This window comes from Anoxybacillus sp. MB8 (assembly GCF_011006755.1).
GTDB lineage: Bacteria > Bacillota > Bacilli > Bacillales > Anoxybacillaceae > Anoxybacillus > Anoxybacillus gonensis.
The window spans coordinates 54,737-70,821 of record NZ_RXXX01000009.1 but is presented as its reverse complement, the minus strand read 5'-3'; the positions used below and the strand labels follow the sequence as shown (position 1 = coordinate 70,821).

Genomic DNA, 16,085 nt, shown 5'->3' with positions numbered 1-16,085 from the left:
GTGGCCGATCACCCTCTCAGGTCGGCTACGCATCGTCGCCTTGGTGAGCCGTTACCTCACCAACTAGCTAATGCGCCGCGGGCCCATCCTGTAGCGACAGCTTGCGCCGCCTTTCAACGAAAGACCATGCGGCCTTTCGTGTTATCCGGTATTAGCACCGATTTCTCGGTGTTATCCCCGTCTACAGGGCAGGTTGCCCACGTGTTACTCACCCGTCCGCCGCTAACGATCCAAAAGCAAGCTTTTGAATCGTCCGCTCGACTTGCATGTATTAGGCACGCCGCCAGCGTTCGTCCTGAGCCAGGATCAAACTCTCCATAGAAAAGTTATCCTTAGCTTTTACGCTGCTGTTTTGTTCAGTTTTCAAAGAACATCAAGCACAAGATATATCATACAAGATGCTTTTTTTATTGTCAACACTTTTTACGCTATTTTTTTATAAAAAATTAAATGACAACGGCAATAACCATTGTCATTTTATAATCTCTTCAATGAACAAATCTTTTTTATCTTTGAGAGAAATAATTTTGTTTGTTTCAATCATCTTAACCATTGGGTGATTTGGTGAATCTTGTTCAAAAAAGATGATTTCCCCGATTTGTTCATTGGATAATTTTACTCTTGCCCCGATCGAAAGGGTCATTAAAAGAGAAGCTAACGCTCGAACAACAGAAAGATCAAATTTTCCAAAACAATCTTTATGGATTTGTTCAAACACTTTAAAAGGGGATTGTTTATTACGATAAGGCCGCTCAGAAATCATCGCATGGTAAACATCAGCAACAGCAACAATTTTACTATACGGGTGAATTTTTTCTTCTTGAACGCCAAGTAAATACCCGCTGCCGTCATTTCGTTCATGATGTTGCAAAACAGCGAGCTTCACCCCTTCTTGAAGCGCTGTAATTTTTTGAACCATTTTATATCCGTAAACGGTATGTTGGCGCATATCTTTATATTCCATTGGCGTCAGTGCTGTGCTTTTGTAAAGTATTTTCGGATCGACTTTAGCCATACCACAATCGCTTAATAATCCAGCAATTGCGACTTGATAATAGTCTCCTTTTGTATATTGCAATTTTTTCGCCAACACGCCTGAGAGAAGGCCGACCGTTACTGCATGATGGAATAAATACTCTGATTTTGTAGAGTAGTGGTGAAAAAAGAGCAATTCTTTTTCCGATTCCAATACTTTTTCAAATAAAGGAATAAACATGTGACGAACTTTGTTCATGTCGATCGACAATCCCGATTGCCAACCTTGAAACATTTGTTTATACTGCTGCACAGCTTCTAAATATAGTGTCAATATATCTTTGTTATCGACTGCTTTTGGCTTTGGCGCATCTTCTTGAATAATTTCACTTGGTCGAAATGTACTCCCATCGACAAGAACTGACTGTACACGTACTTGAGAAACGAGAAACTTTTGTAATACAGTTAAAAGTTTCGGAGTTAACACCGTGTTTTTCGGAACAATGACACGATTCGATTTCCCGATAACATCTTCGGCTAAGATGCAGCCTTCTTGCAATTGAGCTGTTTTTACTAACAACACGTCTTTCTCCCCCGCCTTTGTAAGAACATAGAGGGGGAATTCCCCTCTACTCTTCTTGCAATTGTTCTTGTTCTTTTTCTTCTTCTTTCGGCACTTTAGCTACTGTCGCAACATACTCTTGCTCGTTTTCTCCATCAAGACGCATTAACTTGACTCCTTGGGTGTTTCGTCCCATGACAGAAATATCACTTACCGCCATACGAATCATTACACCACCTGCAGTCATTAACATTAAATCTTCTTCACCAGTAACCGTTTTTACTGCGACAACATCCCCATTTTTTTCGGTAATGTTACACGTTTTAATCCCTTTTCCTCCACGGCTTTGAATACGATATTCTGAGGCTGGTGTCCGTTTTCCGTATCCATTTTTCGTCACAATTAAAATTTCTTCGTTTCCATTCAAACTCTCCATACCGACTACTTCGTCACCCGGACATAACGTAATTGCTTTCACACCTGCAGCTGTGCGTCCCATCGAACGAACATCTTTCTCAGGGAAACGAATTAACATCCCGTTTTTCGTCCCTACAATGATATGTTTATGACCGTCTGTCAGTTTTACGGATATTAATTCATCCCCTTCATGCAAATGAATAGCAATTAAACCGTGGTTGCGAATGTTAGCAAATGACGATAGTGGCGATCGTTTTGCAATACCTTGCTTTGTTGTGAAAAATAAAAACGCATCTTCACGAAATTGATCTATGGCAATCACTGTATTAATCACTTCATCTTTTTCAATGTTTAATAAGTTAACAATCGGAATTCCTTTTGCTGTTCGGCTAAACTCTGGGATTTCATATCCCTTTGCTTTATACACTTTTCCTTTGTTTGTAAAAAATAAAACAATGTCATGTGTAGATGTAATGACTAAATGTTCAACAAAATCGTCCTCATTCGTATTCATTCCTTGAATACCTCGTCCACCTCGGCGCTGGCTTCGGTATGTTGAAACAGGGAGACGTTTAATATACCCTCTATGCGTTAATGTAACAACGATATTTTCGCGAGTAATTAAATCTTCATCATCAATTGTTTCTAACCCGCCATTTACAATTTCTGTACGGCGATCATCATTGAACTTCTCTTTAATTTCAAGTAATTCGTCACGAATAATTTGTAAAACTTTTTGTTCATCAGCTAAAATAGCTTTTAAATGCGCAATGAGCTTCACTAGCTCCGCATATTCTTGTTCGATTTTTTCACGTTCTAATCCTGTTAAACGTTGCAGACGCATATCTAAAATCGCTTGCGCTTGTTTTTCACTTAACTGGAACTTTGTCATTAATCCTTCTTTTGCTACGTCTACAGTCGCAGATTGACGAATAAGCTCAATCACTTCGTCTAAATGATCAAGGGCAATACGTAACCCTTCTAAAATATGGGCGCGAGCTTCCGCTTTGTTCAATTCAAACTGCGTACGACGACGAATAACAATCTTTTGATGATCTAAATAATGCTGTAAACACTGTTTTAAGTTCAACACTTTTGGTTGACCGTCAACAAGGGCAAGCATATTAATACCAAAGCTTGTTTGTAATGCTGTTTGTTTGTATAAATTGTTGAGCACCACATGGGCACTTACATCTCTTCTTACTTCAATAACGATGCGCATGCCGCTCCGGTCAGATTCATCACGCAAATCCGTAATGCCGTCAATTTTCTTTTCACGTACAAGCTCAGCAATTTTTTCAATCAACTTTGCTTTATTTACTTGATAAGGCAATTCTCGGACGATAATTGTTTCTTTTCCGTTTTCTTTTTGTTCAATCTCTGCTTTGGCGCGCAATGTAATCGAACCTCGTCCTGTCTCATACGCTTTTCGGATACCGCCTCTTCCGATAATTTGCGCGCCTGTCGGAAAGTCTGGACCAGGCAAATACTCCATTAGTTCAGCAATCGTCATATCTGGATCTTTCATTAGTTCTAATAAAGCGTCAATGACTTCCCCAAGTTGATGCGGCGGAATGTTTGTCGCCATCCCGACCGCAATACCTGAAGACCCATTTACGAGTAAATTTGGAAAACGAGCCGGCAACACAATGGGCTCACGTTCTGAGCCATCGTAGTTATCTTGGTAATCAATCGTATCTTTGTTAATATCCCGCAACAACTCCATCGAAATTTTCGACATTCTTGCTTCTGTATAACGCATAGCTGCTGCGGCATCTCCATCAATTGATCCAAAGTTTCCGTGACCATCAACGAGCATATATCGATAGTTAAAATCTTGCGCCATCCGCACCATCGTATCGTACACCGCTGCATCGCCATGTGGATGGTACTTCCCGATCACTTCACCGACAATACGTGCGGACTTTTTGTAAGGCTTGTCCGCTGTCATCCCTAAATCGTGCATCGCATATAAAATTCGGCGATGTACCGGTTTTAGTCCGTCACGCACATCCGGAAGTGCACGCGATACAATGACGCTCATAGCATAGTCGAGAAACGATGCACGCATTTCTTGACTAATACTTATTTCTTTTACACGTTCAGACATATAGACGAACCTCCCTTACTTAACAAAATAATAAAACGAGGGGAGGGTGAACAAACACTCTCCGACATACTTAAATATCAAGATTTTTTACATACTTCGCGTTTTCTTCGATAAACTGTCTACGCGGTTCTACTTTATCCCCCATTAAAATTTCGAACGTTTCGTCTGCTTCCATCGCATCTTGCAAACTTACTTTTAGCAACGTTCTCGTTTCTGGATTCATCGTCGTTTCCCAAAGTTGTTCTGGATTCATTTCTCCAAGACCTTTGTAACGTTGAATAATCGGTTTTGGTTGTTCTGGTAACCGAGCTAATATTTCCTCAAGTTGTCGATCACTATATGCATACTCAATTCGTTTCCCTTGCTGAATTTTATATAAAGGTGGCTGAGCGATATAAACATAACCTTGTTCAATGACCTCGCGCATATAGCGGTAGAAAAATGTCAACAACAGTGTACGAATATGCGCCCCGTCGACATCCGCGTCTGTCATAATAATGATTTTATGGTAACGAGCTTTTGTAATATCAAACTCCTCTCCAATTCCCGTACCAAGAGCTGTAATAATTGCACGCACTTCATTGTTTGATAAAATTTTATCTAATCTTGATTTTTCCACGTTAATAATTTTTCCACGCAACGGTAAAATTGCTTGAAAATGACGATCACGTCCTTGTTTTGCAGAACCACCCGCTGAGTCTCCCTCAACGACATACAGTTCACATATCGATGGATCCTTCGAAGAACAATCCGCTAATTTCCCAGGCAAACTTGATACTTCAAGGGCATTTTTTCTTCTTGTTAATTCTCGCGCCCGTTTAGCTGCGAGACGTGCCCGTGAAGCTAAAATTCCTTTTTCAACGATTTTCTTCGCGACCGTTGGATTTTCAAGTAAAAACTTTTCAAATTGCTCCGCAAAAATGGACTCTGTCGCGGTGCGAGCATCGCTATTTCCGAGTTTTGTCTTCGTTTGTCCCTCAAACTGCGGGGATGGATGTTTCACGGAAATGATTGCTGTTAATCCTTCACGCACATCTTCCCCCGTCAAATTAGCATCTTGTTCTTTAAACATATTGTTTTTTCGACCGTAATCATTAATGATTCGCGTCAACGCCGTTTTAAAACCTAACTCATGCGTACCGCCTTCGTGCGTATGAATGTTATTAGCAAATGAGTATATATTACTCGTATAGCCATCGTTATATTGCAAGGCGATTTCAACTTGGATGCCGTCTTTTTCTCCCTCAATGTAAATCGGTTCATCGTGAAGTGTTTCCTTCGTCCGATTTAAATGTTTGACGTATGAAGAAATTCCACCTTCGTAGTAATATTCGTTGCGGCGCTTTTCCCCACGTCGATCTTCTAGCGTAATGCGAATTCCTTTGTTTAAAAAAGCAAGTTCTCGTAAGCGATGTGCGAGCGTATCATAATCATACTCGGTCGTTTCTGTAAAAATTTCTGGATCTGGTTTAAAATGAATAGTTGTCCCTGTCCGATCTGTCTCACCTACAACTTGCAAATCAGAACAAGGTACGCCACGTGTATATTTTTGATAGTGAATTTTCCCATCACGATGCACATATACTTCTAACTCTTCTGACAGCGCATTGACAACAGATGCCCCAACTCCGTGTAAACCGCCAGACACTTTATATCCACCGCCGCCGAATTTTCCACCGGCGTGTAACACTGTCATAATTACTTCAACAGCTGGTCTTCCCATTTTTTCATGAATGCCAACAGGAATCCCACGGCCGTTATCGATTACTGTAATGCTGTTATCTTCTTCAACAATGACGTTAATTTCCGTACAAAATCCAGCTAACGCTTCATCAATGCTGTTATCAACAATTTCCCACACGAGATGGTGTAATCCTTTGGGACCGGTTGATCCGATATACATCCCTGGTCTTTTCCGTACCGCTTCTAACCCTTCGAGAACTTGAATTTGACTTTCATCATAAACGACTTGTTCTCTTTGTTCCATCGTCATTATTGATCACCTACGCTTTCCTTTTCGAACAATACGTTCGAGGTTTATAGAAAAACTATCGTCTCATCATTTGTCCAGAGACAACTTCATACACATCTGCCTCACGAATGACGCGATGCTCAATTCCATCTATGCTCGTTGTTGTTACAAATGTTTGCACTTTACCTTGGATAGCATCTAATAAATGCGTTTGGCGAAAATCATCAAGCTCTGATAGTACATCATCAAGTAAAAGAATAGGGTACTCGCCAATTTCTGAAAAAATTAAATCGATTTCAGCTAGTTTCAATGAAAGAGCTGTCGTTCGTTGTTGACCTTGTGAACCGAACGTTTGCACATCTTTGCCGTTAATCGTAAACGATAAATCATCTCGATGTGGCCCAATGAGCGTTGTACCTCGTTCGATTTCTTTTGTCTTTATTTTTGCGAACTTGTCGTTATACACTTCTACTATTCTCGACCATTGTTGTTCGTCTAATACATCAACTGAAGGACAATAATGAATACCTAGTTGTTCATTCCCCCGGCTAATTTCAGCATGGATTGGTTTGGCCCACGTTTGTAACAATTCAATAAATTCATATCTTTTTATAGTGATTTTTGCAGCGAACTCTACAAGCTGCTCTGTAAGCACATCAAGAAACGTGTCATCCGTCTGTTTTTTTGACTGAAGCAGTTTCAAATATTGATTTCTTTGTTGCAATACTTTTTGATATTGTCCGAGCTCGTGCATATAAACAGGTGATACTTGACCAATTTCCATATCGATAAACCGTCTTCGAATTTGTGGGCTCCCTTTGACTAGGTTTAAATCTTCAGGGGCGAACATAACAACGTTCATATGGCCAACGTAGCTACTTAATTTTGCCTGTTCAATATAGTTTAATTTCGCTTTTTTTCCTTTCTTCGACACAGTCAACTGCAAAAAAATTGGACCGTTTTTCTTTTCTACTTTACCTTCTATTTTAGCATAATCTTCTTCCCAACGAATGAAATCTTTATCGTTTGTTGTTCGGTGTGATTTTGCCATGGATAAGACGTAAATGGATTCCATAATATTCGTCTTACCTTGAGCATTTTCTCCTAAAATGACGTTTACTTTATTTCGAAATTGCCAACAACCTTGCTCATAATTCCGGTAATTTTTTAAAGTTAATTGTTCTAAAAACAAAGGTGCTCCCACCTTTACGAACGAATCGTAAATGTACCGATTGTTTGAATATGAACAACATCTCCTACTTTCAACTTGCGACCGCGGCGTTGTTCCTTTTCGCCATTAACGAACACATCGTTTGTTTGTAAAAACCATTTCGCCATTCCACCTGTTGAAATGACGTTTGCTAGTTTTAAAAATTGTCCAAGTGTAATTGTTTCGGTTGAAATTTTTATTTCTTTCATCCATTATCCGCTCACTTTCTATAAAAGTGTCCATTCTTTCATTGTACTAAAAAAGAAGGGGGAAGAAAAGGAAAGCTGCTAGACCTTCTAGCAGCTTTTTAGTATGTTCGTACAGGCAAAATTAACTGAAGCATAGAATCGTCATGAAGCGGTCGAATGACAAACGGCCGCATGGCACCAGTAAAGCTAATTTTAATTTCTGCCCCTTCTAACGCTTTTAATGCGTCCATCATATATTTTGCGCTGAAAGAAATTTTTAATTCTTCGCCTTCTACCTGTTCACATTGTACTTCTTCGACAACTTTTCCGATTTCAGGTGAGTTCGACGAAATTTCAACGACTTTGTCAGACAACGTCGATAAACGAACGACGTTATTTCTCCCTTCACGTGCTAGCAACGATGCACGATCGATCGCTTGTAAAAACTCTTTTGTTTTGACAATCATATCTGTTTGGCTTTCTGTCGGGATAAGCCGGGATGTATCTGGATAATTTCCGTCTAACAACCGTGAGAAAAACAATAAATGTTTTGTTTTGAATAATACCTGGTTTTCCGTTACGACAATGTGAACAGGCTCATTTGATTCTTCAAGAATTTTATTTAATTCGTTTAAGCTTTTGCCCGGAATGACAATGTTGTAATACGCTTCAGATTCCGTTTCTACTTTTGCTTTGCGCATCGCTAGTCGATGGCTATCTGTTGCAGTACACGTCAGTTCATTATTTTCAATGCGCCAGTTTACACCTGTTAAGATCGGGCGTGTTTCTGAGGTGGACACCGCAAATACTGTTTGGCGAATGACATGTTTTAGTAAATCAGCTGGTACTTTAAACATGTTTTCCTCTTGAATTTGTGGTAGGCGCGGATATTCTTCTGGATCTAATCCATTCAAATGAAATTCAGTTTTTCCGGAGCGGATCGTTGTGACGAATTGATCTTTTACTTCGATTTCTATCGTTTCTTTCGGTAACTTACGAACAATCTCACTGAAAAATCGTGCTTGTAAAACAACGCTACCTTGTTTTATGACGTCAACAATGACTCGATCTTCTTCTTCAGCTGGAATGAATGATTCGATCGAAATATCTGAATCACTTCCTGTTAAAGTAACGCCTTGTTTCGAGGCAACGATTTTAATTCCAGTTAAAATCGGAATGGTTGTTCGAGATGATACAGCTTTCATCACATCTTGTACACTTCTCACTAAATGATCGCGATCAATAATAACTTTCACAAAGAAAACCTCCCTAATGTATTTATTATATTTTTTTAAAAAACTATTAATCATAGTACTAGGCGCTGTGATTATGTGGATAAGTGAATAAAACAAAGGAAGCACAGACTATCCACATGTGGACAGACTGTGCACAAACGTAAAGCAGTTATTCACATTATTTCAGTTTCTCCATAATTTCTTTCAGCTGTTTCTGTAATTGCACATCTGTTTGGATAAGCGCTGAAATTTTCTCGTGAGCATGGATGACAGTCGTATGATCACGCCCTCCAAATTCCTCACCAATTTTCGGAAGTGAGCAGTCCGTCAGCTCGCGCGAAAGATACATCGCAATTTGGCGTGGAAATGCAACCGATTTTGTCCGTTTTTTTGCCTTAAAATCTTCGAGTTTCAAGTTAAAATGCTCCCCAACAACGCGTTGAATATCTTGGATTGTAATGACTTTTGGTTTGGAGCTTGGAATAATATCTTTTAATGCTTCTGCTGCTAAATCTGCGTTAATTTCTTTGTTAATTAAAGAGGAGTAAGCAACGACGCGAATGAGAGCCCCTTCTAATTCACGAATGTTCGAATCAATTTGATTAGCGATGTACAACATCACTTCGTTCGGGATGTCAAAGCCTTCTGCCTTTGCTTTTTTACGTAAAATGGCGATTCTCGTTTCTAAATCAGGAGGAGTAATGTCCGTAATTAATCCCCATTCAAAACGAGAACGAAGGCGATCTTCTAACGTCGGAATTTCTTTCGGAGGTCGGTCACTCGAAATCACAATTTGCTTACTTTCTTCATGTAACGTATTAAACGTATGGAAAAACTCCTCTTGTGTCTGTTCTTTTCCGGCAAGAAATTGAATATCATCTATTAACAGCACGTCCACGTTACGATATTTATTGCGAAAATCGTCTGGACGATTATCGCGGATGGCATTAATAAATTCATTTGTAAACTTTTCCGAAGATAAATAAACGACTTTCGCTGACGGATTATGTTCAAGAACGTAATGACCGATTGCGTGCATGAGGTGCGTCTTGCCTAGGCCTACACCACCATAAATGAAAAGGGGGTTGTACGCTTTGGCCGGTGCTTCTGCTACTGCTAAAGATGCAGCGTGGGCAAAGCGATTGCCTGATCCAATGACAAAAGTATCGAACGTATACTTTGGATTCAGCATACTTTGTGGAAATTCTGTTTGTTCGTCATCGTGTTTCCGCGGTTTGCTCGATGGTTTTAGATCAAATTCCTCTAGTGTTTCGTGATTAGGGATCGTGCATTTAATTTTTAACTCTTCTCCGGTAATGTCATAGAGCGTTTGCTCAATGAGCCGCGTGTAGCGTGATTCGAGCCAATCTTTTGTAAATTCGTTTGGAACGGTAATAATAAGGATGTCGCCTTTTAGCGAATGAGCAGATGTCGATTTTAACCACGTTTCAAAGCTCGGTTTGCTAATTTTTTTCTCAATCTCGGCTAATGCTTTATTCCATAAGTCCGAAATATTTTCCACGCCGCTCTCCCTCCTTCTCCGCGCGGGTGTTCAACATTTGTATAACTTTGTCTATAAAAAAATTTTTTTCGACAGTTTTCACCGATTGTGGACAAATATTTACACAGGATGTGGACGGAACTGTCCACACATTATCCACATTTTGTGGATAATGAAAAAAACTTATAGAATTATCCAGAGTAAAAACAACAATATAATAGCAGATAAATACTTATGTTGCAATGGGTTTAAAAGATTATCCACAAAACGAAAAAGATGTGAAAAAATTTTATCCACAAGGTTATAAGATGTGAAAAACTTGTCGATAAATGTTGTGGATACGAAAAAAACGACAAAAAATTTATCCACAACAATAATCACAAGATAGTCAAAAAAAGATACTCCTGGAGTAGTTGACATTTCTCTAAATTTCTCACTATAATTAGAAAGACTGTCTTTTAACAGTTATTCCTCAGGGAGGTGTCATATATGAAAAGAACGTATCAACCAAATAAGCGGAAGCGTAGTAAAGTACACGGTTTCCGTGCGCGCATGAGCACAAAGAACGGAAGAAAAGTTCTTGCTCGCCGTCGTCGTAAAGGAAGAAAAGTATTATCTGCATAGGCCACTGAACGATCAGTGGTCTTTTTTCTAACGGGAGTTACGATCGAGGTGTGATTGAGACACATGAAAAAAAAATATCGCATAAAAAAAAATGATGAATTTCAAGAAGTATTTCAACGAGGAACATCGGTAGCAAATCGGCAGTTTGTCGTATACGTTTTAGATCAACCGGGACAATCGTATTTTCGCATTGGGTTATCCGTTAGCAAAAAAATTGGAAAAGCAGTCGTTCGGAATCGGGTGAAGCGTTATATTCGCCAAGTGTTTCACGAAGAACGTGATCGGATCGAAGCGGGAAAAGATTATGTCATTATTGCGCGAATGCCAGTAGCTACGATGGAGTATGAAGAGGTAAAAAAAAGTTTATTACATGTTTTGAGACGGGCAAACGTTTTTCATTAGCGATATGTTAAAATATTTCATGGAACGTATAAAGTAAGGGGGAAAAACGAGTGAAAAAAAGGCAAGTCGCATGGTTGTTTTTACTTCTTGCTGTTGTGTTAGCAGGATGTTCAGAAATTAACCAGCCAATTACCGCGGAAAGTAAAGGATTTTGGAACGAGTACATCGTTTATCCGCTATCTTGGTTAATTACATACACGTCTGAGTTATTTGGCTCCAATTACGGCTTAGGGATTATTGTCGTGACGATTTTAATTCGTTTAGCTATTTTGCCGCTAATGGTCCAACAAACGAGAAATTCTAAAGCAATGCAAGCGTTACAACCAGAACTGCAAAAACTTCGTGAAAAATATAGTTCAAAAGATGCGCAAACGCAACAAAAACTGCAACAGGAAACGATGTTGCTTTTCCAAAAGCACGGTGTGAATCCGTTAGCAGGGTGTTTGCCGTTATTCATTCAAATGCCGATTTTAATTGGATTTTACCATGCTATTATGCGCACAGAAGAAATTGCACGCCATAACTTTTTATGGTTTGACTTAGGGGAAAAAGACCCATTCTATATCTTGCCGCTTGTGGCAGGGGTAACGACATTTGTTCAACAAAAGATGATGATGGCGGGCACGGAACAACAAAATCCGCAAATGGCAATGATGCTTTGGTTAATGCCAATTATGGTCGTTGTATTTGCGATTAACTTTCCAGCTGCGCTCTCGCTTTATTGGGTTGTCGGAAACTTGTTTATGATTGCACAAACGTATTTCATTAAGGGACCAGACTTAAAAGCAACAAAACAAGCTGGGGGAACAGGAAAGTGAAACGAGTGACGGTGAGTGGCCAAACGGTAGAAGAGGCAGTAGAAAAAGCGCTAGCGCAATTACATGTGCCGAAAGAAGCGGTCGATATTGTTGTTGTTCAACAAGAAAAAAGGCCGTTTCTCGGCTTTTTCGGTGGAAAAGAAGCGGTCGTTGAAGTAACGATTAGCAATCCGTTTTCTTGTGTGGAATCATTTTTAAAACATGTGCTTGAGCAAATGAATGTCCGTGTCACTCTTTCTTATCAAGTGGAGGAAGACCGTTTCATCGTTTCGCTTTCCGGACAAGATGTAGCACGAGTAATTGGAAGACACGGTCAAACACTTAATGCTTTACAATTATTGGCGCAAGGAGTTTTAAACCGTTGCACCGATCGTCCGCTTCATGTTGTGATTGATGCGGAAGGGTATCGGAAACGAAGAGAAGAGACGCTCGTTCGTTTAGCGAAAAATATGGCGAAAAAGGCGATTCAAACGGGACAAGATATTTCGTTAGAGCCAATGAGTGCATGGGAGCGGAAAGTCATTCATACAGCGTTAAGCGATGATGAAAGGATACAAACGTTTTCATCTGGGGCGGAGCCGCATCGCCATGTCGTTATTTCACTAAAACGATAAACATTCTCTAGGGGAAGTCGTTCCTAGAGAATTTTTTTTGTAAATGGAAACGTGACGTGTATGTTGTTATTCACATGTGGATAAGTTAAAATTTATTTGATTATCATTGTGAGGAAAACATACATGATATAGATTGTGGATATTTTTGTTTATGAAAGAAGGTGAACAAGGTGGAATTTGATACAATTGCAGCGATTTCAACTCCGATGGGGGAAGGGGCGATTGCGATCGTCCGTTTAAGTGGGGATGAAGCGATAAAAATTGTTGATCAACTGTTTGTCGGTGTTGGGGGGAAGAAGCTAAAAGACGTCCCATCTCATACGATCCATTATGGGCATATTGTGCATCCGGAGACGAAAGAAACAGTTGAAGAAGTGATGGTCACAGTGATGAGAGCTCCAAAAACGTTTACACGTGAAGATGTGGTTGAAATTAATTGCCATGGGGGGCTTGTTTCTGTTAACCGCGTGCTTCAGCTCGTGTTAGCGCATGGAGCTCGTCTAGCACAACCCGGAGAATTTACAAAAAGAGCTTTTTTAAACGGGCGTATCGATTTATCACAAGCAGAAGCGGTAATGGATTTAATTCGTGCAAAAACAGATCGGGCGATGGCTGTCGCATTGAACCAGATGGAAGGACGTTTGTCGAAACTCATTCGTCGATTACGTCAAACGATTTTAGAGACGTTAGCGCATGTCGAAGTAAATATTGATTACCCTGAATATGATGATGTCGAAGAAATGACGCATCGGTTGTTGCTTGAAAAGGCAACAGAAGTGAAAAATGAAATTGAGCGACTGTTACAAACGGCACAGCAAGGAAAAGTGTTACGAGACGGATTAGCAACAGTCATTGTCGGGCGACCGAACGTTGGAAAATCATCGCTATTAAACAGCTTAGCCCACGAAAACCGCGCGATTGTCACTGACATCCCCGGTACAACGAGAGATGTCATTGAGGAGTACGTCAACGTTCGAGGTGTGCCGCTCCGTCTATTAGATACGGCAGGTATTCGTGAAACAGAAGATATTGTTGAGCGAATTGGCGTTGAGCGGTCACGGAAAGTGTTAAAAGAGGCAGACTTAATTTTACTCGTCCTCAACTACAACGAACCGTTAACGGAAGAAGATGAACGATTGTTCGAAGCGGTCAAAGGAATGGACGCGATTGTAATTGTGAATAAAACGGATTTGCCGAAACGAATCGATATGGAGCGAGTGCAACAATTGGCGCAAGGCGCACCGATCATTACCACATCGTTGTTAGAAGAAAGAGGAATTGACCAACTTGAAGAGGCGATTGCCTCATTATTTTTCAGCGGAGATGTGGAGGCGCGCGATTTAACGTATGTATCAAACTCGCGCCATATTGCGTTATTGACGCAAGCGAAAAAAGCGATCGAAGAAGCGATTGACGGCATTGAAGCAAGTATGCCAATTGATATCGTGCAAATTGATTTAACGAGAGCGTGGGAATTGTTAGGTGAAATTATTGGAGATACGGTGCACGAAAGCTTAATTGATCAATTGTTTGCACAATTTTGTTTAGGAAAATAAGGAGGGTATTTATGCATTACGAGGCAGGATCTTATGATGTCATCGTCGTAGGTGCCGGTCATGCGGGATGTGAAGCAGCGCTTGCTGCTGCGCGCATGGGAGCGAGTACGTTAGTGATCACACTGAATCTTGATATGATTGCTTTTATGCCATGTAACCCATCTATCGGCGGTCCTGCAAAAGGCATCGTCGTTCGCGAAATTGATGCGCTAGGCGGGGAAATGGGGAAAAATATCGACAAAACGCATATTCAAATGCGTATGTTGAATACAGGAAAAGGACCTGCTGTGCGAGCGTTACGTGCACAAGCAGATAAATTTTTATATCAACAAGAAATGAAAAAAACGCTCGAAAATCAAGAGAATTTAACATTATTGCAAGGAAAAGTAGAAAAATTAATCGTAGAAGACGGTGTATGTAAAGGAGTAATTACGCATACAGGTGCCCGTTATTATGCCAAGGCTGTCGTCATTACGACAGGAACGTTTTTACGCGGTGAAATTATTATCGGAGACATTAAATATTCAAGTGGGCCAAACAATCAACAGCCATCGATTAAGCTTTCAGAACATTTAGAGGAACTTGGTTTTGAACTTGTTCGTTTTAAAACAGGGACACCACCGCGGGTTAATAGCCATACGATTGATTACAGCAAAACAGAAATTCAGCCAGGCGATGAAGTGCCGCGCGCCTTTTCATATGAGACGAAACAATACATTACCGATCAACTCCCTTGTTGGCTCACTTATACGACAGAGGAGACGCACCGAATTATCGATGAAAATTTACATTTGTCGCCGATGTATTCAGGGATGATTAAAGGGACAGGTCCGCGTTACTGTCCATCGATTGAAGATAAAATCGTTCGTTTCCATGACAAGCCACGTCACCAAATTTTCCTTGAACCAGAAGGAAGACATACGCAAGAAGTGTATGTGCAAGGTTTGTCTACAAGCTTGCCGGAGCATATTCAACGCCAAATGTTAGCGACAATACCAGGGTTAGAAAAAGCGCAACTCATGCGAGCTGGCTATGCAATTGAATATGATGCCATCGTTCCAACGCAACTATGGCCAACGTTAGAAACAAAGGTCGTTCAACGGTTATATACAGCAGGGCAAATTAATGGAACATCAGGATATGAAGAGGCGGCTGGTCAAGGGCTTATTGCCGGCATTAATGCGGCATGCAAAGCGCTCGGAAAAGAGGAGTTAATTTTAAGTCGCTCAGAAGCATATATTGGCGTTTTAATTGACGATCTTGTTACAAAGGGAACGAACGAGCCGTACCGCTTGTTAACATCTCGTGCAGAATATCGCCTTTTATTGCGTCATGACAATGCAGATTTACGTTTAACAGAAATTGGTTACAGACTCGGTTTAATTTCACAAGAGCGATATGAAAAGTTTATAGCGAAAAAAGAAGCGATCGAAGCAGAAAAGAAACGTTTAAAATCGTACATTATTAAACCGACGCCGCAAGTGCAAGAAATGATTCGCAACGTCGGGGGAAGCGAATTAAAAGACGGCATTCGAGCAGCCGACTTGTTAAAGCGTCCAGAAATGACGTATGAGCATATTCAAATGATTGCACCGGCGGAACAACCGATTGATCCTGAAGTAGCGGAACAAGTAGAAATTCAAATTAAGTACGAAGGGTATATTGAAAAATCGCTACAACAAGTTGAAAAATTAAAGAAAATGGAGAATAAAAAAATTCCAGAAGACATTGATTACGATGCGATTACAGGGTTGGCGACAGAGGCGCGACAAAAATTAAAACAAGTTCGCCCGCTTTCTATTGCGCAAGCATCGCGCATTTCAGGAGTCAATCCAGCGGATATTTCAATTTTATTAGTTTATTTAGAGCAGGGAAAAATCGCACGCGTGTCAAATGAATAA

At 40.3% G+C, this 16,085-nt stretch carries 13 protein-coding genes and 1 rRNA gene; 6 read left to right on the top strand and 8 right to left on the bottom strand.

Annotated features, from left to right (window positions below; all coding sequences use genetic code 11):
- The 8 genes from EKC99_RS05400 to dnaA form a co-directional block, all read right to left on the bottom strand.
- Positions 1-322, bottom strand: a 16S ribosomal RNA gene (locus EKC99_RS05400); the annotation flags it as partial.
- Between the two features lie 150 nt (positions 323-472).
- Positions 473-1,558 (bottom strand): HD-GYP domain-containing protein, encoded by a 1,086-nt coding sequence (locus EKC99_RS05395; RefSeq protein ID WP_163150874.1) that lies wholly within the window; start codon positions 1,556-1,558, stop codon positions 473-475.
- Between the two features lie 46 nt (positions 1,559-1,604).
- Positions 1,605-4,064, bottom strand: coding sequence for a DNA gyrase subunit A (gyrA, locus tag EKC99_RS05390; RefSeq protein ID WP_009361097.1), 2,460 nt, complete (start codon positions 4,062-4,064; stop codon positions 1,605-1,607).
- 70 nt (positions 4,065-4,134) lie between these two features.
- On the bottom strand, positions 4,135-6,051 hold the full coding sequence (gene gyrB / locus EKC99_RS05385) for a DNA topoisomerase (ATP-hydrolyzing) subunit B (protein WP_420864511.1): 1,917 nt from the start codon (positions 6,049-6,051) through the stop codon (positions 4,135-4,137).
- Positions 6,052-6,112: 61 nt separating this feature from the next.
- On the bottom strand, positions 6,113-7,228 hold the full coding sequence (recF, locus tag EKC99_RS05380) for a DNA replication/repair protein RecF (RefSeq protein ID WP_163150872.1): 1,116 nt from the start codon (positions 7,226-7,228) through the stop codon (positions 6,113-6,115).
- Between the two features lie 14 nt (positions 7,229-7,242).
- Positions 7,243-7,455 (bottom strand): S4 domain-containing protein YaaA, encoded by a 213-nt coding sequence (gene yaaA, locus EKC99_RS05375; protein ID WP_075039599.1) that lies wholly within the window; start codon positions 7,453-7,455, stop codon positions 7,243-7,245.
- A gap of 98 nt (positions 7,456-7,553) precedes the next feature.
- Positions 7,554-8,690, bottom strand: coding sequence for a DNA polymerase III subunit beta (gene dnaN, locus EKC99_RS05370; protein WP_009361093.1), 1,137 nt, complete (start codon positions 8,688-8,690; stop codon positions 7,554-7,556).
- A 157-nt stretch (positions 8,691-8,847) separates the two neighbouring features.
- Positions 8,848-10,191, bottom strand: coding sequence for a chromosomal replication initiator protein DnaA (dnaA, locus tag EKC99_RS05365; RefSeq protein ID WP_075039600.1), 1,344 nt, complete (start codon positions 10,189-10,191; stop codon positions 8,848-8,850).
- 468 nt (positions 10,192-10,659) lie between these two features.
- Here dnaA and rpmH point away from each other — a divergent pair, with 468 nt between their 5' ends.
- The 6 genes from rpmH to mnmG all read left to right on the top strand — a co-directional run bounded on the left by rpmH (position 10,660) and on the right by mnmG (position 16,085).
- Positions 10,660-10,794: a 50S ribosomal protein L34 gene (gene rpmH, locus EKC99_RS05360; RefSeq protein ID WP_003397591.1), complete on the top strand. Its 135-nt coding sequence runs from the start codon at positions 10,660-10,662 to the stop codon at positions 10,792-10,794.
- Between the two features lie 63 nt (positions 10,795-10,857).
- The gene (gene rnpA / locus EKC99_RS05355; protein WP_019416584.1) at positions 10,858-11,196 is read left to right on the top strand and encodes a ribonuclease P protein component; all 339 of its coding nucleotides are present in this window, start codon (positions 10,858-10,860) and stop codon (positions 11,194-11,196) included.
- A gap of 50 nt (positions 11,197-11,246) precedes the next feature.
- Positions 11,247-12,014, top strand: coding sequence for a YidC family membrane integrase SpoIIIJ (gene spoIIIJ, locus EKC99_RS05350; protein WP_163150870.1), 768 nt, complete (start codon positions 11,247-11,249; stop codon positions 12,012-12,014).
- Positions 12,011-12,628 (top strand): RNA-binding cell elongation regulator Jag/EloR, encoded by a 618-nt coding sequence (gene jag, locus EKC99_RS05345; protein ID WP_009361089.1) that lies wholly within the window; start codon positions 12,011-12,013, stop codon positions 12,626-12,628. The genes spoIIIJ and jag overlap by 4 nt, the downstream gene beginning before the upstream one ends.
- Positions 12,629-12,798: 170 nt before the next feature.
- Positions 12,799-14,184: a tRNA uridine-5-carboxymethylaminomethyl(34) synthesis GTPase MnmE gene (mnmE, locus tag EKC99_RS05340; RefSeq protein ID WP_163150868.1), complete on the top strand. Its 1,386-nt coding sequence runs from the start codon at positions 12,799-12,801 to the stop codon at positions 14,182-14,184.
- An 11-nt stretch (positions 14,185-14,195) separates the two neighbouring features.
- Positions 14,196-16,085: a tRNA uridine-5-carboxymethylaminomethyl(34) synthesis enzyme MnmG gene (mnmG, locus tag EKC99_RS05335; protein WP_035067251.1), complete on the top strand. Its 1,890-nt coding sequence runs from the start codon at positions 14,196-14,198 to the stop codon at positions 16,083-16,085.